A 23,711-nucleotide genomic window follows, 5' to 3' on the forward strand; every position below is an offset into this window, starting at 1 on the left:
GGCAGAAAATCCAGATAAGTTCTAGATTATCAACCTCACCCCATTTCTGCTGAGCATAGGATGGAAATACGCAATGTTTGCTGTTTAATTATTGAAAATTTAGGATGACTCAGAATCTTGATCGATATGGGGTGGTGCTGGTTACAGCAGCTTCAAGGGCAGAGGTAGAGGCGATCGCCCAAACCCTAATTCAAGCTCGTCTTGCAGCTTGTGTGAGCCTCATGCCAATTCAGTCTGTTTACACCTGGCAGGGCAAGGTTCACCAGGAAGAAGAATGGCAACTGATGATAAAAACTGACCTGAATCAATTTGCTGACCTGGAAGCCAAAATTCGCGAAATTCACTCCTACGAAGTTCCCGAAATTATTGCTCTTCCAATTTTGGCAGGTTCACAGCCTTATCTAAACTGGATTGCTGAGCAAACCCAATCCGCGAAAAAAGATATGGAGAGGCAGTAGTCCTAAAAGCAATAAGCTTCTATTGTGCGGTTTACTCGCACAATAGAAGCTTATTGCTTAATATCGGCTTCAGCCTTTACACCGCTGCGCCTGACAGTAGGTGAGATGCTGCTTCTTTGAGCAGAACAGCTTTGTCGGTTTGCTCCCAGGGAAGGTCTAGATCGGTGCGTCCGAAGTGACCATAGGCTGCAACGTCTTGATAGAATCGTCCGTCGCGATCGCCCGGTAGCCGGTTCAGGTTAAATTCCTGAATGATTCCCGCAGGGCGTAGCTCAAAATGTTCTTTGACTAGCTCAAGCAGGCGTTCATCATCGATTGTGCCAGTACCAAAGGTTTCTACCATGATGCTGACCGGACGAGCCACACCAATTGCATAGCTAAGCTGAACTTCGCATTTTTCTGCTAGCCCTGCTGCCACGATATTTTTTGCTGCATATCGAGCTGCATACGCTGCGCTGCGATCGACCTTCGTGGGATCTTTCCCCGAGAAAGCGCCACCGCCATGACGGGAATAACCGCCATAGGTATCGACAATAATTTTTCGCCCGGTTAGTCCAGAATCGCCCTGAGGTCCACCGATTACAAACTTGCCTGTTGGGTTAACCAAGAAGCGAGTACTTTCGTCTGGCTTGATATCGATATCTGCAAAAACAGGTTGCACAACTAGGGCCCAAAGATCTTTTCTAATCCGAGCCTGTACTGCTGCCTCATCTGTGATGTCGTCGATGGTTGCAGTGTGCTGGGTTGAGACCAAAATTGTATCGATTCCAACAGGTCGCCCCCCTTCATAGGCAACTGTCACCTGAGTTTTGCCATCGGGGCGCAAGTAAGTCAGTTGTCCTGTTTTGCGAACCGCTGCCAGTTTGCGCGAAATACGGTGTGCCAAACTGATTGGCAAAGGCATTAACTCTGGCGTCTCATTGCAGGCAAAGCCAAACATCAAGCCCTGGTCGCCTGCGCCTACTGCGTCTAGATCTTCTTCGCTCTTCTGCACTCGGGTTTCCTGAGCCTGGTCAACACCTTGGGCAATGTCGGGAGACTGGGCATCCAGGGCAACCATGACCGCGCAGCTATGGGCAGAGAAGCCATTGATCGCGTCAGTGTAACCAATTTCAGCAATTTTCTGCCGCACCAGGTCAACATAGTTAACCTGAGCTTTGGATGAAATCTCACCCGTAACTAGCACTAGACCTGTGTTGACGACAACCTCAGCGGCAACCCGGCTAGCAGCATCCTGGGACAGAAGAGCATCCAGGATAGTATCCGAAATTTGATCGCAGATCTTGTCGGGATGACCTTCAGTAACCGATTCAGAAGTAAAGAGGTAGCGACGAGACAAGGGCAATGACCTCTCTTAGGCTAGATGGACAAAAAGATAGTGATAAGAATGGAGATTACCATACTTAGGATTCGGAACAAATAGCATAGCGCGTTTTCCTGTTTCTTGATTACTGAACTGGAGTTTGTGCGATCGCAATCTGGATATCGCTAAACAGTCCAGCTAAGACATCAGCCTCTAAGGCAAAAGGGCTTGTCCAACCCCAGGTAACTCCAATGCAGCCCGCAACATTTGCTGCACGAGCCATCTGAATATCAGCCTGGGAATCTCCGACCACTAGCGTTGCTTCCGGCTTAACCGCTAAACGACGGCAGGCTTCCTGCAAGAGGGCGGGATCTGGTTTGCTATATCCTTCGTCTGACCCCATTTGAAGCTGAAAGTAGGGCTCTAGCTGATAGCGATCGCTAAAATCTTTAACCCCAGGGGTGGTATCTGCCGAGAGAATGCCTAACTTTAGCCCTGCTGCCGTCAACGTTTGAAGTAGCTCCCGTCCAGCTTCAAAGAATGGCGTGTGATCAGCTTTTCGTGGCATTGAGCGATCGGCTTCAATAAAGGCTGAGTGAGCCATGTTCAGTGCTTCAATCCAATCGCGTCCAGTTTCAGCAATGTAAGCAGCAGCGGCAATTTCACTGTCTCGGCGACTGCCAACAGCCATCATTCCAGCAGGATTGATGCGATCGCCTTCCACCCCAAAGGCCATCAGCAATGGCTCTTGCACACCGGGAATCTGAGCGTCAATGAGACGCGATCGCCGATGTGCCAAGTTCCGCAAGAAAAGCTCGGAGTTAGCCAGCGTTCCATCTTTGTCAAAGATGACCGCCTGAATATTAGTGAACGTAGCGTCTTTACAGCGAATCGTGACCAAGCAACCTCCGACAAAAAATTTGGGGCAGCACAGATTCTCTGCACCACCCCAAATTATGCCTTGAAGCCCACTAGTTTGGCAGCTTTAGCAGCTACTCAGTCACTAAAATTGGTTCTTCCTCAGCTGACACGTCTTCATCTAAGACGATTTCTTCCTCTTCTGGCTCTTCTTCTGGCTCTTCTGACTGCGGTTGAGAGAGCTGCATCATGCGCTCACGATACTTGGCAGCCATTTCCTCAGCTTTGTCGTAGACCAGGTCAGGGTTTTTCACCATATCACCGGGTTCTGGCTCCAATTGCTTGGTTGAGAGCGAAATCCGACCTCGCTCTGCGTCCAGGTCAATAATCATCACCTTGACTTCGTCGTTAACGTTGAAGACGCTGTGAGGCGTATCAATGTGATCGTGAGAAATCTCGGAAATGTGGAGTAGACCACTTACACCGCCAATATCGATGAATGCACCGTAAGGCTTGAGTCCACGCACGGTACCAATAACCACTTCGCCCACTTCCAAGCGGTTCATCTTGCGCTCAACCAAAGCACGGCGATGGCTCAGCACCAGACGGTTGCGATCTTCATCAACTTCCAAAAACTTCAGCGGAAGCTCTTCGCCCACCAAATCTTCTTTGGGTTTGCGAGTGCTGATGTGAGAACCGGGGATAAATCCTCTCAGTCCTTCAATTCGCACGAGCGCACCGCCCCGGTTCGTTGCAAACACGTTAGAACGAACGGTCGCATCTTCTGTCTGAAGTTGACGAACCCTTTCCCAAGCTCGCATGTACTCAATGCGACGAATAGAGAGGGTAAGCTGTCCATCTTCATTTTCATCGGTCAGGATGAAAAACTCGCGAGTTTCGTTGGATTGCAGCACCTCATCGGGGCTATCAATCCGGTTGATTGACATCTCTTGGATTGGAATGTAAGCAGCGGTCTTAGCACCAATGTCAATCAGAGCGCCTCTCGGCTCAAGACTAAAAACTGTCCCGGCGACGATGTCTCCAGGGCTGAAATGGTAGTCATATTTGTCGAGAAGGGCGGCAAAGTCTTCGTGAGTAAAGCCAATATCTATTTTTTCCTGATTGACCATGCTAATTGTTTCCTAGTGGTTTCTCCGTAATGGTAGTGGTCTCTTATTGATGCATACGCACTGCTCTAAATGTGCATCTGTAGCAAGCATCCTAATAGCTCTTATTGTATGAGATTTGCATCTCAGCAGCATTTGACCCTAGACGAACTATCATAACCCAATTAAATCCCTTCGATATACTCTTTTGAATGGATTTAGAGAGATTCAGTAACCAGCAATCAATCGGAGATAAAAAATTCGCTTTTCTGAACGAGCAATCCTACGGTTGAAATAGGGAAGGGTGATTCTAACTCGTCTGCTTTAGGTGCTCAAACGACTAGAAGAACGATTCTCAACAAATATATAAGTGCTGGTAAATACAAGTTTCACCTGCATCAAAACGCTGCGCTTCGACCCCTACGCCTCAAGGATGGGGGATTTCCAACTCTAAGCTCACGATTGCAAGAACTTTCAAAGTTCTCAAATCTTCCAGAATAGAGCGTTTGGAAAATCTAGGAGAATTTGTACGTACACTGCTAGAACCTATGAATGAGTCACAAAAGACTGAGGTTCTACTCTTTCTTCAAGATTTAAGTTGGAGTCTATTTTTGAGCTTTGATGATTGTCTGTGCTGGTATCGCTAGATGCTTGCAGGTGAGTTAGCGTGTCTGCAAAATCTCGGATACCGCGAAACTGACGGTACACCGATGCAAAGCGCACATAGGCAACTTCATTTAAGCTTTGTAGGTGGTGCAGTACGAGTTCACCAATTTCATTGCTAGGCACTTCGCGCAAGGCCCGCTGCTGAAGCTCTGCCTCAATTTCATCCACAATATTGTCGAGTGCAACCTGCTCAATTCCAGTTTTTTCGCAGGCGCGAACGATCCCTCGTAATAACTTAGAACGATCAAAAGATTCGCGATCGCCCCCTCGCTTAATCACGGTAATGGGAACATATTCAATGCGTTCGTAGGTCGTAAATCGGCGGTTGCACTGCAAGCACTCTCGCCGTCGTCGAACGCTTTGCCCCGACTCGGCGGAGCGAGATTCCAAAACTCGATTATCTGTAAATTGACAGAATGGACACCGCATGGAAAAACCCAAAAGGGATACGTCTATTTAAGAACAAAACCTGAGCCAAACCTTTATAGGATGGCTCAGGTTACTAACACAACTTGAGAATACACTTTCCAAGCTAAATTAAGTTGTGATCTTGGAATGTGAACATTTATCACGCTATGCTCTAATCCTTGTTAATCCGGGGTGGCTCACGGAAAGCGATCGCAAAAAACAAAACACCAATCGCACCAGCCAAAACCAGGATGTAAGCAACACTTTCCATAATTTTCGCGTTCCTATTCGCCCAGCACCTAATAGTTTACAGACAAAAGAGAGAATAAGTTAAAAGCTGTAGCCCAAACGACACAAAACTATTCTCTCTCATCCCAAATCATTCTCTTGAATCTTTAGAATGGCGAGACATTAGCTTTGCTGCTGTCCCGCCATTCTAGAAAAGATTTGGATTTTAGACAGGCTCTTTTCGACGGGTTGACTTGTCACCCACTTTTTGGAAGAAGCCCCACTCGACTTGCTCCTCAGACAGATCAGGATCAACCCCAGCAAACACGTCGCGGAACAGTGTCCGAGAACCGTGCCAGATATGTCCAAAGAAGAAGAGCAGTGCAAAGACCGCGTGACCGTAGGTAAACCAACCACGAGGGCTAGTACGGAATACACCGTCAGAGTTCAGCGTTTCACGGTCAAACTCAAACGGCTCACCGAGCTGAGCTTTACGGGCATAGCGCTTCACAGTTGCCGGATCTTTGAAGGTTTGACCATCCAATTCACCACCATAGAAGCTAACCGTGACACCGGTTTGCTCAAAACTGTACTTGGATTCAGCCCGACGGAACGGAATATCCGCCCGGACAACGCCATCTTTGTCAGTCAAAATCACTGGGAATGTTTCAAAGAAGTTAGGAAGACGACGCACTGTCAATAGACGGCCCTCTCCATCCCGGAATTCAGGATGTCCTAACCAACCTTGAGCAATTCCGTCGCCTTTGTCCATGGGTCCAGTACGGAACAAGCCACCCTTGGCAGGGTTGTTTCCGACATAGTCATAAAACGCCAGCTTCTCAGGAATTCCTTCCCAGGCTTCTGAGACACTTTCACCATTTGCCACACTGGCTTGTACACGGCGATCAATTTCTTGCTGATAGTAACCGCTGTCCCACTGATAGCGGGTTGGACCAAACAGCTCAACTGGGGTTGCAGCGCTGCCGTACCACATGGTACCAGCGACCACAAACGCAGCAAAGAAAACAGCAGCAATACTGCTAGAGAGAACGGTTTCAATGTTCCCCATGCGCAATGCTCTGTAAAGTCGCTCAGGTGGACGCACCGTCAGGTGGAATAAGCCTGCAATAATGCCGACTACACCAGCCGCAATATGGTGAGCTACAATGCCACCTGGATTAAACGGATCGAAGCCCTCTGGTCCCCAAGATGGAGCGACAGGTTGCACACTGCCCGTTAAACCGTAGGGATCAGACACCCACATACCCGGTCCAAATAGACCAGTCAGGTGGAATGCACCAAACCCGAAACAAAGTAGTCCAGACAAAAATAGGTGAATACCAAACATCTTGGGCAAGTCAAGTGCAGGTTCACCCGTGCGTGGGTCTCTAAACAGCTCCAGATCCCAGTAGACCCAGTGCCAGCAGGCAGCTAGGAACAACAAACCAGAAAGCACGATATGTGCTGCGGCAACTCCTTCAAATGACCAGAAACCCGTGTCAACTGCTGGACCACCAGTGATGCTCCAGCCACCCCAGGATTCGGTAACCCCTAGACGTGCCATAAATGGCAAAACGAACATGCCCTGTCTCCACATGGGATTCAAGACGGGATCACTGGGATCAAAAACAGCTAGCTCATATAAAGCCATCGAGCCAGCCCAGCCCGCTACCAGGGCAGTATGCATCAGATGCACAGCGATCAATCGCCCTGGATCGTTCAGGACGACTGTATGTACTCGGTACCAGGGTAGTCCCATTGACTACGCTCCTCCTATATGTTTCAACGCTTCCTTCAGCATTTTATTAAGGCATCTAATAATACTGATGAGCCTATCAGAGATAAGACTATCAGAAATTAGATACTAGCCAACCAACCAAGACTTACTGCTGTCTGCCCTTTCAGACCCAAGGCAGAACAATTTCGACAGTTTGACAATAAGCTTGTAAAAATGAAAGTGTATGTAGAAGTGTAACCAGTGTGGGGAGCTAATGCAAGCGCTATGAATACGAAGCGCAAGGAAGAGAAGCGGTATGGCTGATATTAAGTTTGTTGAAGAAGAACGGGAAGTTATTGCTGCCGACGGTGCAAACCTGAGGTTCAAAGCCCTTGAAAATGGCATTGACCTCTACACCTTCATGGGCAAGATGATGAATTGTGGTGGGTACGGGCAGTGCGGTACCTGCATTGTTGAAATTGTAGAAGGGATGGAAAACCTATCGCCTAGAACCGAAGTGGAAAATCGCAAGCTCAAAAAAAAGCCAGAAACCTATCGGCTTGCCTGCCAAGTAGTGGTCAACGGACCAGTGAGTGTGAAAACAAAGCCATAAGTAAATAGACAAAAACTAGGGGAGTAGACTACGAGGTTGCTCCCCTAGTTTTTGTAACGCTGCTTGGTGAATAGACGAAATGCAAAACTCACTGGGTGGTATTCTTGTGTCAGGTCTGTCTTTTTTGAATGAGCTTAGGGGCTGGATTCAATGCAAGTTAATGATTTAGGATTTGTTGCCGTTATTCTGTTTGTGTTGGTTCCAACAGTTTTTCTGTTGATCCTTTACATTCAAACGGCTAGCCGTGAAGGAAAAGGTTCTTAATCGATTTATCGATTGACTGACAATTTATTAGGATTTAGCTTTGAATAAAGAAGCGCCAGGTTTTTACACTTGGCGCTTCTTTAATTAAGAAACATTACGATTCTATGTGCTTTTGTAAAGGGAAGCTGTTGCGTTCCCAAAAGACGCGATCGCCATATCCTTGAATTTGGCGATCGCTCTCTGCTAGTTCTAATCGCTTCTCGGCTAAGCAAGCATAATATTGGTCAAGTTCAATCCCAACAAAGCGGCGATCGAGTTTTTTAGACACCACTGAAGTCGTGCCAGAGCCAAGAAATGGATCAAGCACAACTGCTTCGGGAGGCGAGCTTGCCAGAATGATTTTTGCCAGCAGCTTTTCCGGCTTTTGGGTGGGGTGATTCGTGTTTTCGGGCATTGACCAGAATGGTATTGTGATATCTGTCCACAAGTTAGATGCTGCGGTCAAGCGAAAGTTACCGTTGGGGCTGCGTTCCCAATCTTTGGGACGACCCTGAGTGTCTGTATAGGGAGCGCGTACCTGTCGCTTTAGTTGGACAGCAGCAGCATTAAAGTAATAGTCTTCAGAAACGGTGCAGAACCAGATGTCTTCGGCGCAGTTTTTCCAATTTGCCTTTGCGCCACGTCCTTTCTCACGTTCCCAGGTGATACGGTTGCGGATGATAAAGTATTGGGAAGCAACGGCATAGAGGGCGGGAGAAGATTGCCAGTCGCCGCAAAGATAAACAGAGGCAGTCGGTTTAAGCGTGCGAACCAAGCGTGAAAGCCAGCTATTAACCCAAACCTCATAATCAGCTAGCGATCGCCGCCTGACAATTTGTTGATTGAAGCGCTTGCTCAGGTTGTAGGGCGGATCGACAAATAACAAATCGACAAATTTTGTTGGCAAATAATCCAGCACTTCAAATAGATCCTGGCAGACGGTTCGATCCAGGAGAGCGGCTGGTTCAACGGGTTCACTTAGATGAATTAACTTTTGGCAGTAGTGCGATCGCTCTGTCTCACTTAATTGAAGGGTGCGGTTGCGGGGAGCAGGCGCTTTCATCTAGGGCAAGGGTTTAGGACAACAGGCGTTGCTGGAAGAACACTACTCAGACGTTTATCCAAACTCGTCAGGGCGTTCCGCGAAACGCCCTGACAAAATTCACGCCTTGCAGCAACGCCCATCAATCTACACTGTTCGGGCTACTTTGTTTAGGAAACGGTTCGAACTAGCAGGACGGGACAGTTTGCATAAACCCGTACATAGTCTGAAAGGGATTGTCCCAAAAGACGATCCAAATCAGGTAACGCTTTTGCCACCGAGGGACGTCGCTCAGGCGAACCCAATACTAATAAATCAACGTTGAGTTCATCGGCGGTTTCACAAATCCGCGCTCCCGGTTTGCCGACTGGAGCCACACAGCGGTAGTTGATCCCCAGCTTTTTGGCTTCAGCGATTGCTGGAATCAACACTGGATCTTGATTTGGATCAATTTCCATTTCATCCCGCTTGACCTTCAGATCAGGATTTGTGTGAGCCAGAATCAGCTGCCCTCCTTTAATATCTCGCAGGAACGACAACGCCAATTTTAAGGACGCTTGAGCCGAAGCAGAGTTGTCCATCGCCACCATGACGCGGTTAATTTTTCTAACGTAAATGTCATCTCTGACCAGCAGCATGGGACGGGAAGCCAGTTGAAACACGTACTGGCTTACGGAATTCTCTAAAATTGATTGCAACCGCTTTAGCCCCCGTGATCCCATGATGATCAGGTCGGCATCTATTTCTTCGGCGACTCGGCAAACCACATCTTTCGGGTCGCCTTCTCGCAACATAGCAGTTGTGCGGTTTGGGTCAAGCTGAAGCGTTTGAACTGCTTTTGCTAAGGTTTTTCCGCCACTTTCCCAATTTTGGGTCATTGCATCAGCACTGGCTTGAGGCGGCACGACATGCAAGATCGTCACAGATGCTCCTTGAATAGATGGAATCTCCATCAGAGCTTTGAGCATTTCTTCAGATTGTCCTATGCCTGAGTCTGCCAGCAAAATTTTTTCTATCATCGTTGCCTCTCACTTAAAGCGTTTTGAACTAAATAACAAGCTGCTGCTACCGCTAAAACAGTAAAAATTGCTCGACAAAAAATCCAACGATTTGCAATAGTTTGATACAAATAATGTCAAACAACAAATCGCTGGGCGATCGCTCTTAATTCGCCTTTGCTCAGTCATCATAACCCTTGCTGCAGCGCTTCAATTCGTTTTCTGAAGATTGATAACAAAGGGTTAAGGCGAATTTTGACCGATATAGCTGCACCCAGAAGTTGGGCAAGAAAGTGGTGTATAGCTGCGGTCTGCATGACTTTACTTGTCCAACTTGATGTGACTTCGACAACGCTGTTTCAGGTGCGTGTTGCGCCACTGAAATAGTAAAAATCGTGTCCTGCACGTTGCATAGGACACGATTTTTCACTCTCGCTGAATTTCTTACAGCCGTTTCCACTTGGATAGACCACAAATCCCTGTAGGGGTCGTTCGCGAACGACCCCTACGCTATGGCTTACCCATCGAAAAATGGCTGTAAGCAAGCGCAGTTTTCTTTCTGCATTCCGTCTGTGAGGGGGTAGGAGCTAAACCCCTATCCCCTGATCCTGTTGAAAACTGGCTTTAGTCTTGGGTGATTCCAAGCAAATCTTTTACGGGATTGCTAACAAACTTCCGCCTAAATGACTGCACAGAATTCAAAGTATTCTGTAGCCGCCTCTGAACGCGCTCTTGTTTAACCACCATGTAGCGCCGCTGAAGAAATACTCGGCGATCCCAGATTGAACCGTTAAACCAGCGCTCGTATGTAGTTGTGGCAGTATCGGTCAAAAACCGTCGCCAGAGCCTCGTTAAGTTCACACTAGAAGTCTCCTTAGCTCGAAGCCGCCCATTAGCAATCATCGCCTGCCGCAGTTCTACATCGTCGCACAGGGCTTGCAAGCTGTTTAACAGTTCATCTAGTGAGTTAACTTCGAGGTAATCCAGATCTCGTTTGCGTTCTGCTTGAAATGCTGGCTCTTTTCCGAGAATGGCTGGAACTCCTATATGCCAAGCATTGTATAGCTTCAATGCAGGTTTGACACGAAGGGTTTTGAGCGGTATAAAACGTCGCACGGATATGACAGCATCGATTTCACTGTAATCATTCCATCCTTCACGACCAACGATGCGCCAGCGCGGCTCCATTGCCTCCAAAGACTTGAAGGTGTTACTCTTACGCAACTTCCCAAGAGTATAGTTGGGCAACCTCTTCTATCAATAGATCTATCTACGCAATTTCACTGAATCTTTAAAGTAACTTGAGGGCAATCTGAATACTTAGCATGATTAGACCGATCGTCTAGCTTCCCTAACGTCTATAGGACAGGCACTTTGGGCTATGGCTATTGCTAACCTGGGAAGACAAAGAATTTAACCGCTTGGCCACACACCTTAACTACGCAGTAGGTACTTTTGTGTAGAGGTCGAAAGGTCTAAGTAATGTAAGAATTAGGGTGGAAATATGGCTTCTCTGAGAAGCCCTGCGTTGAGTGGGAGTGATCCTTTATGCAGCCACAGCTAGAGCCAACTAGTGCAATCCATCTAAACTCGTTGCAGGCAGTGACGGAAAGCTGGTTTGAATATCCAGTCCGGGCACAGCCTCACCATACGGACTATGCCGGAACGGTCTGGCACGGTTCCTATATCGCCTGGTTAGAAGAAGCGCGAGTGGAATGTTTGCGATCGCTTGGCATCGAATTTGCCGACCTGGTCGCGCTGGGCTGCGATCTTCCCGTTGTTGATTTGTCCATCCGCTATCATCGACCGCTTCGCATGGGAATGGCGGCGATTGTCAAAGCCAGAATGACCCAGATGGAAGGTGTGCGAATCAACTGGGATTACCAAATCCATTCTCCCGATCGCCAGGAGCTTTACGTAACGGCGCAGGTCGCCCTGGTCGCAGTCGATCGAGAAAAAGGCAAAATTATGGGCCAACTACCTCCAGCAGTGAAGGATGCGCTGGCAAGGCTCATGCCACCTGAGGGGTAAGGCAACTTCTCATACCCAATCCGTCTGTGGAGTAGCGGTATCGGCAGGGGCGAAGCATTCGGTCTCAATCCCTGTCACTGAGACACAATTCTTTTGCCGAATGCTTCGCCCGTACACCAAATAGGGCTTCTTTATGAAATGGATTCCGTATCAGAAACGAAGTTTGGGAAATAAAGGGTTGTGGTTGCCCATTGCCACCCTTGAAAAGGAACGACGGGTGTAACAACCGTTGAGGAAGTGCTACGAGTCTTATCGCGCAGTATGGTGAATTACAAAACGCCAGTGACAAATTCGAAAGCACTAGATGACCTTGCTGAGCGATTAGGGAGTGTCATTAGTGATTAATTACTGGTTATCCCTGAAAGAGTTGCACGATCTGTCGCAATAAGTCTAAAGGGGTGATGCCGAAGATAAAGTAGAGCGCTAGGAGTAGCAAAAAGAGAGTAATTCCAATGCTAATCACTGCTTTTGTAATGCGCAGAAACAAGCCGAAGACGGCAAAGGCGACAACCAGCAGCAGAATCAAAACCAGTATTTCTCCAATGCCCACCGTGCTTACCTCATTCAATTTACCCTCACTACTCTACCTGGTTACCTGACACAACTCCCAGAACCGTTGCCACACGTAGGTTGGGTGAAGCAAAGCGGAACCCAACAGAAGCATTAAGCGTAGGATGAACTTTATCCATCCTACGCTTAATGCTAGGTCTAATACTGCGATGTTGGGTTGCGCGGTGCTCCACCCAACCTACTGCGTGGAGATGTTTTTGAATGTGAAATCAAAGGTTTTGCATTCAAAAACATTTCTCCATTTGGCAATTTACTCTACTCCTTCAATCGGAGCAAAGCCTTGGCGCTGGATATTTTCGGTGACGGCACGGGGTTCGAGGAATTGCAGCAGGTAGTCTGGCCCGCCTGCCTTGGAGCCAACGCCGGAGAGTTTGAAACCGCCAAATGGTTGACGAGCCACGATCGCCCCGGTAATTCCCCGGTTGATATACAGATTGCCGACTTCAAACTCATCTTGGGCCCGCTCAATGTGAGAGGGGGTGCGAGAGTAGAGTCCGCCCGTTAGGGCATAGAGGGTGCCGTTGGCGATCGCTATTGCCTGATCAAAATTCTTCGCCTTCAGGACTGCCAACACTGGACCAAAAATTTCCTCCTGGGCGATTTTGGCATCGGGTGAAACGTCGGTGAAAATAACCGGCCCAACAAAGTAGCCGTTTTCAGGGGCAGGTACTTCTAGCGCTACTGTTGCTTCGGTTTTACCTTTTTCAATGTAGGCTTTGATCCGGTTTTGGGCGGCTGCGTCAATTACGGGACCCACCTGAGTGCTGGGCAGTTCTGCGGCTCCTACGTTGAGCGATCGCGCCGCTTCCACGACCCGATTTACGAACGTCTCATAAATCGGCTCCAGTACAATCACCCGTGAGCAGGCAGAACACTTTTGACCGCTATAGCCAAAGGCAGACTGCACCACCCCTTGAACTGCCTGATCCAAATCGGCGCTTTCATCCACGATGATGGCGTTTTTGCCGCCCATTTCTGCCACGACTCGCTTCAGGTGCTTTTGTCCAGGCTGTACGATCGCTGCTTCTGCATAAATTCGGCAGCCCACTTCTTGAGAACCCGTAAACGTGATCATGTGAACGTCAGGATGCTTCACCATGTGAGCGCCTACACTGGAGCCTTTTCCAGGCACAAATTGGAAAACGCCTTTGGGAATTCCCGCTTCTACCAGGATTTCTGCCATCTTTGCAGCAATTACAGAAGAGGTCTCTGCGGGTTTCAGCAGTGTACAGTTTCCTGCCACCAGCGACGCAACGGTCATGCCCGTGGGAATTGCTAGTGGGAAATTCCAGGGAGAAATGATCAGCGAGATTCCTCTCGGCTCATAGCAATAGCGGTTTGTTTCCCCTGGCAGGTCGTAGCTGTAGCCTTGGCTCAGCCGCTCCATTTCGTCAGCGTAGTAGCGGCAGAAGTCGATCGCCTCTGAGACTTCACCGTCTGCTTCCTTCAGCGCTTTGCCCGTTTCCAGCACCATCCACGCCGATAGTTCTGCCCGTCGCTGCTCCATTAGGTCGGCAGCTTTTCGCAGAATGTTTGCTCGTTCTGTTGCGGGCGTTTTTCTCCAGGCAGGGAAGGCTGCTTTAGCGGCGGCGATCGCTTGATCTGCCTGCTCCACGCTCAACAACCCGACCTGACCAATCACCTCCGACGGGTTGGAGGGATTCACCGAATTCACCGTTTCCTGGGTCGATTGATATTCGCCATTGACCAGCGGCAGGTAAGTTTTGCCCAACTGCTGACGCACGGTTTGCAGGGCTTTTTGAGCGCGATCGCGTTCCGAGAGAATGGCGTAGTCAGTGTCAGAAGCGTTGGGAAAGAGGGGGTTGGGGGCTAGGTGAGAGTTGGGGGCTAGGGATTGAGTGGAGTGTCCGTTGCCGTTTGCCAATTCCCGATTATCCTCTTCAAATTGAGGAGGAGATAGCAATTCCTCAACGGGACGCTCTTCCAGATTTTGTTTGAGGAAGGAACTGTTGGCGGTGTTTTCTAGCAGTCGGCGAATCAGGTAAGCCATGCCAGGAATAAGTTCACCATAGGGGCAGTAAACCCGGACACGGTAGCCCATATCTGCAATCGCTTTTGCCAACTTATCCCCCATTCCATATAGCACCTGCAATTCAAAGCGGCGACGGGGAATGTTCAGCGTTTCGGCGATGGCGATCGCGAGTGCTTGCGATCGGACGTTGTGGCTCCCGATCGCGGCGTAGAGATATTCATGGTTTTCGAGCAGGCGAGTCGTCATGCGCTCAAAGTTTGCATCCGTTGAGGTTTTATCGGCATAAACGGGCTGCGGCCAATCTTTTTGCGCGGCTTTGATTGTTTCCTGGTCCCAATAGGCTCCTTTCACAAGACGCACAGTGAGTGGAGTGCCACGCTGTTTTGCCCAATCAATTACGCCCTGCAAATCCTCATAGCTGTCGCGCAGGTAAGCCTGAAGTGTTACGCCAACATCCGTGCGGCCGCAGAATTCATCTTCTAATAAGATCTTTTTCAGAATGTCCAGCGTCAAATCTTTGTAAGCGTACTGCTCCATGTCAAAGTGAACGGCAGCACCGAGTTCCTTGGCGCGGCGAAGTAGGAGACGAATGCGATCGCTCACCCGTTCTTCACTGCCTTCCGCATCCAGCGGATCAAACTGGGAATAGAATGCAGTCAGCTTCACCGATACCTGCACCTTGGGCAGCGCTTCCCCGTCTGCCTGATCGATCGCGTCTACCGTTGACCAGCGTTTGGCTGCATCGGTAAGCTGTTCCATCAATTCCAAATAGCGATCGAGGTAGGACTGTGCTTCAGCCTCGGTAATCACCGCCTCGCCCAGCAGATCGACCGTAAACGCCATCTTGTCTTTGCGAAGCTGCTCGATCGTTTTGATCACCTGCCTGATATTTTCCCCGGCAATGTATTTGTGTGCCAGGGTTTCTACTGCTGTTGAAACAGTCGAAGCGGCGACCTGTCCTGGCATTGAGTCGGGGTTGGCAAAGTTGAGCATTCCCTTGAGTGCCCCTGGCAGTTCGACCGTCGGGTCGCTCAGGTATTCCTGCATGTGGCGGGCGATCTCAGGCTTGCTGCGGAGCGCAGGTAGGCAGTCAATAAAGCGAAAGAGTTGCACCCGCAAACCCGGATTATTCATCGTCCAGGACAGCATCTTGTCATCCCAGCGCATCTGGTCGCGCATCTGAGCCAGGAAAGACCGATTTTCCCGCGTTGCAGAGAGTAGTTTGCGGGCGATCGCCTGAGTTTTGGTTTCGTAGGTACTCTCAGATACTTGTAGAACCACAGTTAATAAATCCCTAAAAGTAACTTTTGCTCAGCCAACGGTGCATCAAGCTCTCATTTCCATTTCAGCGCAATTACTCGGTTACGCAACTTGCACCATTAGCCGATTGAATCATCTACTTCTATTGTCGGGTTTACTGCCTGATTCATGTCTTAAACTTTGTTGTGAAATCTTGATGGAGGAGGGGGGTGTGGGGTGTCAGGTGCCGGGTAGGTTGGTGGAAAGGGTTTGGATTAGAAGCGGAATGAAAGCGGAATGTTTTGGCGATCGCCCCATCCATAACTTGAGATATTTTGGTGTCGCAGTTTTAAGTGAGTCTCCGTGCTGAAACCTCTGCATCCTGATAATCTTCTCAGTCTGTTTTACCGCCTCCGTACACTGCAAATCAGGACTGTTTATGTAGGAGTTACTGGCTCTCCCCGTCCTGCCCTTCTTTTTCGACACTTTTACAGGCCAATTCTTGAAGTAGAAAAACTTACTACATTAGGACTTCTTTCAGGAATGAGTTCCTATTCTTCAAGATATCAATCTAATTTTTGGTCAATTAGAGATCGTGATGCTCCAGTAATACTTTCTTTAGGAAATGAAGAGATATTAAGAATTAAGTCTGTTTTAGTTGAGGCTATTCAATGAAGAGTGATTCGTCTTGTTAGTGGTACTGTTGATTGGTCTTTTTTCCTTATGAATAAATTGCTTTTATAGTTCACATAAAACCAGAGTGAACTAGTCATAACGTAATACATTTATTCACTGGAGCAGCATGAGTTACCCTGCGCTAACCCCTGCTACAAATTGTTTGAATCACACTTTTCACCTCATAAATCTTTCTTGGGTTGAGGAATATGCGATCTTTTTTTCGTTGGTCAAGGCTCTATGGCCTTGCCGTCTATTGGGTCATTCTTTTAGGATTGATGTACCTGGAGACTATTGATAATCTTCCTATTCCAACTGATGCTGAAGGGGCAGCATTTGCCCAAAACTTTGAAGATGATTTGTCACGCAATGTTTTTGCCTCTTTGATTGAAATTACTTGCCTTTACTTAATTCTTCGTCCCTGGTCATTCACTCAGTCAGTCGGTAGAGTGGTCGGCACTTTGGTTCTGGTTCTGCTTTGGACATCTGTGCTGTTTTATGTTGCTTTGAACGCGGGAAGAGTAAGCAATGTCCTAAAAATTCACCTTTTGTGGCTGGTAGTTCTTAACTTGGGTTTAGTTGCGATTCTGCTTTGGAGGGTTGGGAAGTTTTTGTGGCGATCGCTCCAACAATCACGTCAGCGCTGATCATGGCAATGCCCCTACGAAATTCATACATCAGATCAGCAATACCCCAATAGCCCTAACAGCACATTGAGTAGGATGATTACGACGAAACCAACTGTATCAATTCCATCAACTGTGTCGAGAAGATAGTGTTATGCTTACGCGCAAATTTTTAGCTCTGGCAATTCTAGGGGTGATTCCGATCGCGATCGCCTGTACCGATCAATCACGACCTCCTGCTCCAGAGTCCAGTTCTAGCTCTGCTGCACCGGCTCTAAGCGATTCGTCTGCATCCTCAGAACCGCCCTTAGATACTTCTACAGAGGCGATCGTACCGGGACAATATTGTTACAGTGCTGACCAGCCCACGCAATCGACGGTGTTGCGCTTAACCGTAGCAGCGGATCAAACCGTCACCGGAGACAGTCGCGCCACCATTAGCAACGAGGCTCAAAACTACTATTCCTCCTTTGCTCAAAAGATTTCCGGCTCTGTGGAAGGAGATCAACTAGCTGCCCAAATTCGCACCTGGATTGAGTATGACGTACAGGATACTGAAGAAACCTGGAGTATCACCCCCAGCGAAATCGTTACGCCAGACATGGAACTGGCTAGTGCCGATTGCGAAGAGGTGCGACCGCGCTTTACAAATGAGGCTGGTCTGGAGGCGAGTGACCTACTGGATTCGGCTACTGCTGTGCATACAGAGCAAGTCCAGTTTGAGGCAGGTCGTAATAGCACAGTGATTAACCATGCCGTCATTCGCGGAGAACGGGATGTGTACTTGCTCAATGCTCAGGGAGGACGATCCTAAAAGATTAGGGATGCACTCCCGCGTCGTGGGGATGCTTCCCTAATCTTCTAATGGGAGAGTAAATCGGTATAACTTTTATGGCTAAAAGATTACTGGTCGTTAGAACGTTCGGAAGTTCCAGTTCTGCTAATTAGCCCTTTCAATACTTCTGCATAGGGTAAATTGTGCCAGTTCCACCGTTGTTCTGGGTGGGACGATTGCTCTGGATGGGGCTGATCGAGTCCGGATTCAGGACTGGCTTGACTCCACCAGATCCAGCGGCTAGGGTCAAAGTCGGGCTTACCGACAAGCCGTTTGCCGGGTCGATAGGGTAGGTTTTGCCAAACCCAGAAAGCGTACCAACCGAGGGCTGCGTAAAACACCAGCACCCCGAATACTTCCGCAAAAATCACCCAGCTACCTACTTCTGGAGCAGCAGTCACAATTGGCGTGGGATCAGGAGTTATCGTTTCAGCGCCTGTTGTCTCTAAGATTGCTTGCTGTGCGCCGGTTGAGACTTTGCTGCTGACCCATAAATAGCTTTTGACGACCAGCCAGGAAGCTCCTGATAGTGCCTGCCCCACCTTTTCTAAGGTAAAGGAAGTAGCTGTTTCAACGGAGTCTCCTAGACCTGTCGCAGCCTCCGTACCGAGCTCAGCCGTGGAATCTTGCAGGGTATGAGCAGCCGTTTGAAAAAAGCTGGTAGTCGAGGTGGTGGCGCTGTCAATCGTGCCTTGAATGGTGGCTTGAATAGACGACTGAGTGGACTGGAGAAAGTCTGTCGCGCTATGAGTCGTTTGGGCGATCGCCTGCTTAACCTGTGAGGCAGCATTTTGAAGGGGTTGGGTGCTTCCTGCGGTCAGTTGTCCGATGTTTTCCTGGGCTGAGGTGGCGACGGTGGCTAACCAGTGAGCGACTTTTTGGGACAGTTCGCCTGCTGCATCTTTAGTGGAAGCGATCGCCCCACTTGCTGTCCTCACAGCGGGAGTTTCTGTCCAATCAACAGGCTGCCCCTTAGCTTTCATCGCTTCACTAATTTCGGGCTGCTTGCTTAGAATGGCTTTAATCAATTTCACAGGAGCATTCCACAGCGTTACTCCGCTGGAGGAATCATCGGATTGCACGGCAAGCAGGGTGAGGATGGGTTTGATCAGTTGTGCAGTCATGGACTTGTAGGAGTGAGATGGTAGGAGGAGAAAATGGAAGAAGATCAGGATTTAGCGCCGCTGCTCAAGGCCAGCTACATCGCCGCAATGCCTGAAATCGTTAAAACTCATGCACTTAATTCAAAGGCGGTGCGAAACACAAAATCCCTTAGCGATACCGTAGGGATGACTCGTTTAGCTATTCATCTGGTGAGAGTTGAACCCGGAAAAGAAACCACCCAGTTTCACTTTCACCACCAGGAGGAAGAATTTATTTACATCCTTTCAGGTCGCGGCATTGCCGAAATTGGCGATCGTTTCATAGAAGTCGCCGCCGGGGATTTCATGGGTTTTACTGCCCCCTCACTGCCCCACAGTTTGAGCAATCCGTTTGAGGAAGATTTGGTTTATCTAATGGGTGGAGAGCGACGGAGTTTTGACGTATGCGACTATCCGCGATTGCGTCAGCGTCAGGTGAGAATGGGGAGCGATCGCCAACTGATCAACTGGGATGACATGCAACCAACCCCTCAACCGCCTTCACCGTAAAACTGAGTACTAATTCTTAGAGGGAAGGCACCCCGCGAAGCGGGGTGCCTTCCCTCTAAGGCTTTCCCTCGAAGAATTGTTAGAGCCAAGGTGAAAGCTGTCTGCGTAGCGCAAACCCAATTAGCCGACTTGGGACGCTTGACGTGCGAACGATCTTAAACCGCAGGAAACGCCCCCGCGCCAGTCGCGCAATTCCTTTAAGGCGGGCTTGCAGTCTCGCGGTCACAAGCTGAAGCTGGTTGCCCTTCCCATCTTCCTGAACTGCGTAGGGCGGCAAAAACGCCAGCTTGCCATACAGTACATCCGCTCGATGTACAGCACTCAGCCCATTCTGCCGATGTTCTGGATTGGGTCGTCCGCCATGTTCGCCATAATTGCGGAAAGGAATATAGTTCCTAAACCGCCTTGCCCGCAAAAATCCTTCAACCTGTGAATCCCAAGTCGTGTAAGCGTTTGCCCCACTAGTTGCGCGAATTTCCTCGACCATCTCGACTAACGCGCCCGCACTTCGAGGTGTGAGAACATAAGCCACCATCGCAGTCGAAAAGCCGCGCGCATAGCCACGCTCAGAAACGCTATAGATCTGCGGAGCACAGGTGTACAACCAGGTAATTCCCATATTTTGGTCATCTGGCTCGTAGGGCACTGGCAGCTTGCCCATGCCTTCAACTGGCACAAAATCTGCTTCAACAATCAGAGTGGGTTGCTCTGCCTCGGATGCCTGTTGCCAAGCCCGCTGATGGTTAAGCATGCAGAGATAGCTGGGCGATGAGCCGCGTAGCTCTTCGCGGTCAACCTGCCTCACCACTTCACATTCAAACCCCTCTTTGACAAGGGCTGCTTCAAGCACCTGAGTCGATTCGCGGTAGGCAATAATCAGAACCTTGCTAATCTGGTCAACTAATCGAAGCGCGCCAGGGTTCTGCTGATTTTGAGAATCAGTCGCTAACTCATCAGCCTTAGCCTGCTCAGTACTCACCATTGCCCGCCTTGCCCTTTACGAAACGACTCAAAAGCTACACCTTAGTAAAAGTTGATCGAAAGCTTAAAGTTTTAGTCTAAGTAAAAACCCTAAACCAATTGTATTATTTAGAACTCGATTCATATAAATTTTACGGTTTGGGTTGAAACGAACAGCAAAACGAATTATCCGTGCTGCTTCGCACCATAACTAGATAAATTTAACTGAAAGCATAAGTTTTCCATAGCCGACAGATACGTAGAAATGCTGGCACGACTTTTACACAAATCGCAACTGAACTGCTCTAACTTTACCCAAAAAATACAATCGAGTTTGATTCGTGAATCAGGTTATCCCTTAACAAATCGACGTTCCTGGCTGAGCAGAGCAACACTGAGGGTGACGATCGCCACTCCCAAAACCTGCACAACATTCAACCTTTCCTGAATCGTCAGCCATGCTAGGGCAACCGTTAGCGCTGGGTTGCTGGCGCCAATCATGGAGGCTGTAGTTGCTCCAATCAGACGAATTCCGAGATTGTTGAGCAGATGTCCGGCAAAGGTAAAAATGGCGGAGAGCAATCCCCCAATCCATAAAGCCAGCCACGGAAGCTGAGCCTCGTGGATCTGCCAAACCAGCAAACAGGCTGCCGACAAAACTAATGTGGTGGCAAAGCTAATCCAGGTGAAAGGAAAGGGATGCAGTCTTTCAAAACTCTTTTGGGCAACGACGGTATAAAGAGCGTAAGCGATTCCAGAGGTGATGCCCGTGATAATGCCCAGCCAACTGCCACTGGTGCTGCTGGGATCGACATGGGGAAGAGTCAAAAAGCTACCCAACAAGACAAATCCCATGATGCCCCAGCGCAGGAGAGACGGGCGATCGCCAAACCAACGCCAGGAAAACAGCGCTGTAAACACGGGATAGGTAAAAAACAGCGTTAGTGCGATCCCGGCGGGAATCACCCCAATCGAGACGTAAAGCAGCGCCAGATAGAGAAACATGAGAAATCCTGCGAGGAGCGATCGCCCCAGGAGCGATCGCTGTTCTACCTGCCACAACTGACGGAGTTCTCTCCAGGCTGGCGGATGCAGCTTGGGCACTAGAAATGCCATCAACGGCACCACCAATACCATTCGCATAAACATCAGCAAAAACGAATTTTGCAGATTTGGCGTAACAAATCCACCCGTTTGAAACACCCCTAAAACAGCGTGTTGGTTGAAGAGAACCCTGACGATGACATTCTGAAAACAGAAAAAGAAGGAAGCGAGTAAAACAATTAAAAAACCGAACACAGCAATTTAGGTTAGGGACAGCTTGATCTTAAGGGTTGGGCAGTGGATAGGGAGAAGGAGTCATGAATTACTTCTCCCTATCCATTCCGCCCTATCCCTGATACTGAACCCGATATATCCGTCCATTCGGTTCTTCTGTGAATAGGAGACTACCATCGGGCAGTACGAGTACCCCGACTGGACGCCCCCAAGTGGTTGGGCCAGATGGATCGGTCAGAAACCCGGTGACAAAATCTTCGTATTCTCCGGTTGGGCGACCATTCTCAAACGGCACAAACACGATTTTGTAGCCTGTGCCAGCGCTGCGATTCCAAGAGCCACGGAAGGCAACAAACGCGCCATTGCGATAGCGTTCGGGGAAGGTCTCACCGTCGTAAAACTGTATCCCCAGAGCGGCTGAATGCGCCTGAAAAAGGACATCAGGGGCTTTGGTTTGGGCTGCTAGTTCTGGGTTGATGCTTTGTCCACCGGAAGTTTGACGAGGATCAAGTCGGTCAGGGCTGAAGTAAGCATAGGGCCAGCCATAAAAATCCCCTTGCTGAATTCGGGTGAAGTAGTCTGGTACCAGGTCGTCCCCCAGACCATCCCGCTCATTCACCGTGGTGTAAAGTTCGCCAGTTTCGGGATGAAAGTCTAAACCAACGGGGTTCCGTAGTCCGTAGGCAAAGGTCTGTGGGTTTGAGCCGTCCAGATTCATCACTTGCACAGAGGCACGGGGCAGCGGTTCGCGATCGGCATTAGAACGAGAGCCGACGGACACATAAAGCTGCTGACCATCAGGAGATGTGACTACGTTGCGTGTCCAGTGCTGGTTGTAGCCACCACCGGGGAGGTCGGCAATTCTTTCGCCGGAACCGGTAAGCTGCTGCTGCCCTTCAGTATAGGGATAGCGGCGGACTTCGGCAGAGTTGCCTAAAAAGAAAAAGTCATCGGCAAACGCCATACCAAAGGGAATGTCTAACCCGTTTGCGGCTTCAGCAAAGATTTGGTTGACATCGGCTGCGCCATCGCCATTGGTGTCTCGCAACAGGCGAATGCGGTTGTCTGGGGTTTCTGTCACCAACACGTCACCGGAAGGCGTTAAAGCTAGCCAGCGCGGTTCGTTTAGCCCTTCAGCAAAAACGTTGACCGTAAACCCCTCGGGTACCTGCAAGGACGGATTCTCAGGAATGGGTACAACGTTGGGCCGCTGAGAAGCACTTTGACTGGCGTAGGGTTCGGGCAGGTCAGCCGGAGTAATGCGAATGGGCGTGGGGGTTAAGGGTTCAGTCGGAATCAGGTTTTGCGGTTGGGGTGCTTGAGCGACCTCAGTTTCAGTAGATTCCGTTTCGGTAGATTGAGGGGTAGATTGAGCGGAGGTTGTTTCTTGCTCCAGGGTTGCTTGAGTTTGAGTGCAAGCAGCGATCGCCAGCGCGATCGCCACCATCAAAAAACGTAAGGGACTCATCGCAGAAGGTTCCTATTACAGCGAAACATCGTGAACACACTCTGGTGCATGATCTTTCTTCGTAATAACAAATTTCAGCGGTTTCAGAATTGCGATCGCCTTGTGAGTTAACGCTGACGAATTGCAGGATATTCAATCAGAACGGGTCCTTCTGGAATAAATCGAGCCTGATAGTTGGTTTTCTTGTTTTTTCCTCGCAAGTTGCCGATTGGGACTGCCTGCTTAAGCTGCTCTAACTCTTGCACCTCCCAAAACACTGCCCAGGTTGGAGCGTCAGTTGCAGTGGACGGGGGACGATAAATCGATTTACCCGGATAGCGACCGCGACGAGAGCCGACATAGCCTACATACAGTCCCCGCCAGGTCACTTCTGGGTTTAGGGGTTGATCGCCTTGGGCATCGGAGGCATAGATGAAGACTTCGATCGCCTTTCCATTCCGCAGCTTTTCGACTTCGCCCAACACCTCGAAGTCCATGCTGCCAAAGGCAACTTTGGGCGAATGGTCAGGCGGCAAGTCATCAGAATCAAGTTGCGTGGCGATCGCCTCTAACCCTGAAATCAAGTGCCTTTCTGGAACGGGGGCAAGAATGGCGAAGGCATTAGTCTTTTGCATGAATCGAACACCGTTAAACAAAAAAGCAGCTTTTCTAGCCTACAAGGATGGATTAACTTTTGGGGAATCAGAAATGTAATCGCCAAAGGAAACAGGTGAGCTATAGAGTTCTCAAACCTTGCCTCTGCAT

The 23,711-nt window shown here is 49.2% G+C and carries 24 protein-coding genes; 7 read left to right on the top strand and 17 right to left on the bottom strand.

Annotated elements, in window-relative coordinates:
- The first annotated feature begins 104 nt into the window (after window positions 1-104).
- Window positions 105-458: a divalent-cation tolerance protein CutA gene (gene cutA / locus H6G00_RS20205; protein ID WP_190798112.1), complete on the top strand. Its 354-nt coding sequence runs from the start codon at window positions 105-107 to the stop codon at window positions 456-458.
- 76 nt (window positions 459-534) lie between these two features.
- On the opposite strand, the gene metK is transcribed toward cutA, so the two are convergent.
- From metK to psbB, 6 genes are all read right to left on the bottom strand, one after another.
- A complete protein-coding gene (gene metK / locus H6G00_RS20210) occupies window positions 535-1,797 on the bottom strand; it encodes a methionine adenosyltransferase (RefSeq protein ID WP_190798113.1) in 1,263 nt (420 codons plus the stop codon).
- Between the two features lie 109 nt (window positions 1,798-1,906).
- On the bottom strand, window positions 1,907-2,662 hold the full coding sequence (locus H6G00_RS20215; RefSeq protein ID WP_190798114.1) for an HAD family hydrolase: 756 nt from the start codon (window positions 2,660-2,662) through the stop codon (window positions 1,907-1,909).
- 91 nt (window positions 2,663-2,753) lie between these two features.
- The gene (locus H6G00_RS20220; RefSeq protein ID WP_190644448.1) at window positions 2,754-3,749 is read right to left on the bottom strand and encodes a 30S ribosomal protein S1; all 996 of its coding nucleotides are present in this window, start codon (window positions 3,747-3,749) and stop codon (window positions 2,754-2,756) included.
- A 522-nt stretch (window positions 3,750-4,271) separates the two neighbouring features.
- Window positions 4,272-4,820 (bottom strand): transcriptional regulator NrdR, encoded by a 549-nt coding sequence (nrdR, locus tag H6G00_RS20225; RefSeq protein WP_190644447.1) that lies wholly within the window; start codon window positions 4,818-4,820, stop codon window positions 4,272-4,274.
- Window positions 4,821-4,971: 151 nt separating this feature from the next.
- Window positions 4,972-5,070: a photosystem II reaction center protein T gene (locus tag H6G00_RS20230; protein ID WP_190644446.1), complete on the bottom strand. Its 99-nt coding sequence runs from the start codon at window positions 5,068-5,070 to the stop codon at window positions 4,972-4,974.
- A gap of 183 nt (window positions 5,071-5,253) precedes the next feature.
- Window positions 5,254-6,786, bottom strand: coding sequence for a photosystem II chlorophyll-binding protein CP47 (psbB, locus tag H6G00_RS20235; protein WP_190644445.1), 1,533 nt, complete (start codon window positions 6,784-6,786; stop codon window positions 5,254-5,256).
- A gap of 274 nt (window positions 6,787-7,060) precedes the next feature.
- Here psbB and H6G00_RS20240 point away from each other — a divergent pair, with 274 nt between their 5' ends.
- The gene (locus H6G00_RS20240) at window positions 7,061-7,357 is read left to right on the top strand and encodes a 2Fe-2S iron-sulfur cluster-binding protein (RefSeq protein WP_190798115.1); all 297 of its coding nucleotides are present in this window, start codon (window positions 7,061-7,063) and stop codon (window positions 7,355-7,357) included.
- Window positions 7,358-7,507: 150 nt separating this feature from the next.
- The gene (psbM, locus tag H6G00_RS20245; protein ID WP_190644443.1) at window positions 7,508-7,621 is read left to right on the top strand and encodes a photosystem II reaction center protein PsbM; all 114 of its coding nucleotides are present in this window, start codon (window positions 7,508-7,510) and stop codon (window positions 7,619-7,621) included.
- 94 nt (window positions 7,622-7,715) lie between these two features.
- On the opposite strand, the gene H6G00_RS20250 is transcribed toward psbM, so the two are convergent.
- The 3 genes from H6G00_RS20250 to H6G00_RS20260 all read right to left on the bottom strand — a co-directional run bounded on the left by H6G00_RS20250 (window position 7,716) and on the right by H6G00_RS20260 (window position 10,864).
- The gene (locus H6G00_RS20250) at window positions 7,716-8,663 is read right to left on the bottom strand and encodes a site-specific DNA-methyltransferase (RefSeq protein WP_190798116.1); all 948 of its coding nucleotides are present in this window, start codon (window positions 8,661-8,663) and stop codon (window positions 7,716-7,718) included.
- Window positions 8,664-8,812: 149 nt separating this feature from the next.
- Window positions 8,813-9,661, bottom strand: a complete 849-nt coding sequence (locus tag H6G00_RS20255; protein WP_190684054.1) for a universal stress protein — start codon at window positions 9,659-9,661, stop codon at window positions 8,813-8,815.
- 603 nt (window positions 9,662-10,264) lie between these two features.
- Complete coding sequence (locus tag H6G00_RS20260; RefSeq protein WP_190798117.1) at window positions 10,265-10,864, bottom strand: hypothetical protein; 600 nt, start codon at window positions 10,862-10,864, stop codon at window positions 10,265-10,267.
- 324 nt (window positions 10,865-11,188) lie between these two features.
- Here H6G00_RS20260 and H6G00_RS20265 point away from each other — a divergent pair, with 324 nt between their 5' ends.
- Window positions 11,189-11,671: a thioesterase family protein gene (locus H6G00_RS20265; protein WP_190684059.1), complete on the top strand. Its 483-nt coding sequence runs from the start codon at window positions 11,189-11,191 to the stop codon at window positions 11,669-11,671.
- Window positions 11,672-12,023: 352 nt separating this feature from the next.
- Here the strand turns inward: H6G00_RS20265 and H6G00_RS20270 are convergent, their stop codons facing one another.
- The 3 genes from H6G00_RS20270 to H6G00_RS20280 form a co-directional block, all read right to left on the bottom strand.
- Complete coding sequence (locus tag H6G00_RS20270; RefSeq protein WP_190798118.1) at window positions 12,024-12,221, bottom strand: hypothetical protein; 198 nt, start codon at window positions 12,219-12,221, stop codon at window positions 12,024-12,026.
- Between the two features lie 270 nt (window positions 12,222-12,491).
- Window positions 12,492-15,515 (bottom strand): L-glutamate gamma-semialdehyde dehydrogenase, encoded by a 3,024-nt coding sequence (gene pruA / locus H6G00_RS20275; protein ID WP_190798119.1) that lies wholly within the window; start codon window positions 15,513-15,515, stop codon window positions 12,492-12,494.
- 198 nt (window positions 15,516-15,713) lie between these two features.
- A complete protein-coding gene (locus tag H6G00_RS20280) occupies window positions 15,714-15,854 on the bottom strand; it encodes a hypothetical protein (RefSeq protein WP_190798120.1) in 141 nt (46 codons plus the stop codon).
- A gap of 503 nt (window positions 15,855-16,357) precedes the next feature.
- Here H6G00_RS20280 and H6G00_RS20285 point away from each other — a divergent pair.
- Window positions 16,358-16,795, top strand: coding sequence for a hypothetical protein (locus tag H6G00_RS20285; protein ID WP_190798121.1), 438 nt, complete (start codon window positions 16,358-16,360; stop codon window positions 16,793-16,795).
- A gap of 133 nt (window positions 16,796-16,928) precedes the next feature.
- Window positions 16,929-17,588, top strand: coding sequence for a hypothetical protein (locus H6G00_RS20290; protein ID WP_190798122.1), 660 nt, complete (start codon window positions 16,929-16,931; stop codon window positions 17,586-17,588).
- An 89-nt stretch (window positions 17,589-17,677) separates the two neighbouring features.
- Here H6G00_RS20290 and H6G00_RS20295 read toward each other — a convergent pair whose 3' ends face one another.
- Entirely contained in the window at window positions 17,678-18,733 is a 1,056-nt protein-coding gene (locus H6G00_RS20295; protein ID WP_190798123.1) for a hypothetical protein, read from the bottom strand.
- Window positions 18,734-18,766: 33 nt separating this feature from the next.
- Between H6G00_RS20295 and H6G00_RS20300 the strand changes: the two genes are divergently transcribed.
- Window positions 18,767-19,261, top strand: a complete 495-nt coding sequence (locus tag H6G00_RS20300; protein ID WP_190798124.1) for a cupin domain-containing protein — start codon at window positions 18,767-18,769, stop codon at window positions 19,259-19,261.
- 79 nt (window positions 19,262-19,340) lie between these two features.
- Here H6G00_RS20300 and H6G00_RS20305 read toward each other — a convergent pair whose 3' ends face one another.
- From H6G00_RS20305 to H6G00_RS20320, 4 genes are all read right to left on the bottom strand, one after another.
- Window positions 19,341-20,243 (bottom strand): LPS biosynthesis glycosyltransferase, encoded by a 903-nt coding sequence (locus H6G00_RS20305; protein WP_199318614.1) that lies wholly within the window; start codon window positions 20,241-20,243, stop codon window positions 19,341-19,343.
- Window positions 20,244-20,572: 329 nt separating this feature from the next.
- The gene (locus tag H6G00_RS36750) at window positions 20,573-21,526 is read right to left on the bottom strand and encodes a DMT family transporter (RefSeq protein WP_347278209.1); all 954 of its coding nucleotides are present in this window, start codon (window positions 21,524-21,526) and stop codon (window positions 20,573-20,575) included.
- Window positions 21,527-21,611: 85 nt separating this feature from the next.
- A complete protein-coding gene (locus tag H6G00_RS20315; protein WP_190798126.1) occupies window positions 21,612-22,967 on the bottom strand; it encodes a sorbosone dehydrogenase family protein in 1,356 nt (451 codons plus the stop codon).
- 107 nt (window positions 22,968-23,074) lie between these two features.
- Window positions 23,075-23,581 carry a hypothetical protein gene (locus tag H6G00_RS20320; protein WP_190644429.1) on the bottom strand — a complete coding sequence of 169 codons (507 nt, stop codon included), beginning with the start codon at window positions 23,579-23,581 and terminating at the stop codon, window positions 23,075-23,077.
- Window positions 23,582-23,711 lie beyond the last annotated feature (130 nt).

The sequence above is a fragment of the Leptolyngbya sp. FACHB-541 genome (assembly GCF_014695875.1).
Lineage (GTDB): Bacteria > Cyanobacteriota > Cyanobacteriia > Elainellales > Elainellaceae > JAAUTN01.